This window comes from Flavobacterium cupreum (assembly GCF_003996965.1).
Classification (GTDB): Bacteria; Bacteroidota; Bacteroidia; order Flavobacteriales; family Flavobacteriaceae; genus Flavobacterium; species Flavobacterium cupreum.
Genome location: NZ_QWDM01000044.1, coordinates 1 through 1,325, shown reverse-complemented (window position 1 = coordinate 1,325; position 1,325 = coordinate 1). Strand labels below are relative to the sequence as shown.

The 1,325-nt window shown below is 56.5% G+C and carries 1 protein-coding gene; it reads right to left on the bottom strand.

Features of this window, described 5'->3' with window-relative positions; genetic code table 11:
• Window positions 1-144: 144 nt before the first annotated feature.
• Window positions 145-1,325, bottom strand: a 1,181-nt coding sequence (locus D0817_RS24700; RefSeq protein WP_127340995.1) for an ISNCY family transposase, incomplete at its 5' end; no start/stop codon positions are given.

Sequence of the window (1,325 nt, the reverse complement as noted above, 5' to 3'; positions counted from 1 at the left end):
AAACCAGGTGCGCTACCGGGCTGCGCCACACTCCGAAGACAAGATAATACCGCAGCCACCACTTTCCGTCAATGTTCCGCCATCAATAACAGCAGTTCTCAATTCAAAAGCGATCTCGAACTGATGTGAGACAGCGCTGCCGCTCTATCCGGTGGCAGGGTCTGGCGTGAGTTTGGCAAGCATGAAGGTCATGAGGTGATCCCAACTGTCGAACGGGAGGTAGAGCAGGAGAGCGCGAATGTGCTCAAAGAAGGTGCGCCTTGAGGGCAAGGCGCTGCGGACGGCGCGGTAGCGCAGATCGAGCAAATCGAGCGCGGTATGGAGCAAGAAGGCCAGCAGGATCATGGTTGCGAACAGGTTCGACAGATGCTCTTGGCCATGGCCAAAGTTGTGCTCGAAGTGATAGCCCTTGGTCTTCAAGGTGTTGTTGTTTTCGTTCTCGATTTTCCAACGGGAGCGACCCGCTTGCACCACTTTGGCGACATTGTCGGCCGTGATTGGATGTGACGTGGCCCAAGCATTCTGGTAGGTGACCTCGTCGTTAGCATTGGTGGTGACGATTTCACACCAATTGACCATCAGGGCATCGTTGCTGTTTCGCAGCGGAAGCTCGCTGGCGAAGCGATAGGTGTCCGTGAACTGCTTCGTCCCAACGCGACGGGAGACAATGAGACTGCCCATTTTCCCCATGCATTGCAACTCCTCAACCCATTCATACAGAGTGGTGTGGGACGTTGGTTTACAGGTCAGCAGGAAATGCGCCCGCGCGGCCAGGACTTGCTGGCAGAACGGCTGATGACAGTAGAGATCGTCGCCCAGAATGGTCATGCCGCGCGCCGCGTAGTGCGCGCCATGTTGGGCCAGCCAGCGTCCTGCGGCGGCCAATTCGCAATCTTGCTTATCATGCCCATCTTGCGGCGTGACAAATTCGGGCGGGAGCGCAATCACGCTTTCCTGTCCGGGCGCCACCATGACGGGTGTCAGCGCGATATGGCGGTGCTGGACGACGCCGTCCTTGAGCTTGACGTTCGTGCAGCAAGGACAGGAAACCGTCTTCGAGGAAAAGAAATCCGTGCCATCGAGCGCCACCAGGTAAGTGCCGCCAATCGAACGAAACGCGTGCAAGTGCCCTTGCTCAAATAAAATGTCGCCTATGCTGGCCATCAAGGGAAATAGAATGGCAGGGGGAACTGGGTCGAGAAGGTTGCGAATTTGACCATCGGAGGGAATCTGATGCACGCCGAACAAGGAGGCTGCGTTGTTCTTGCCCTGCGCCTGCTCCATTCTTATTTGCCAGTCAAGAAACGAAGGGCTTTGGGTGAAGA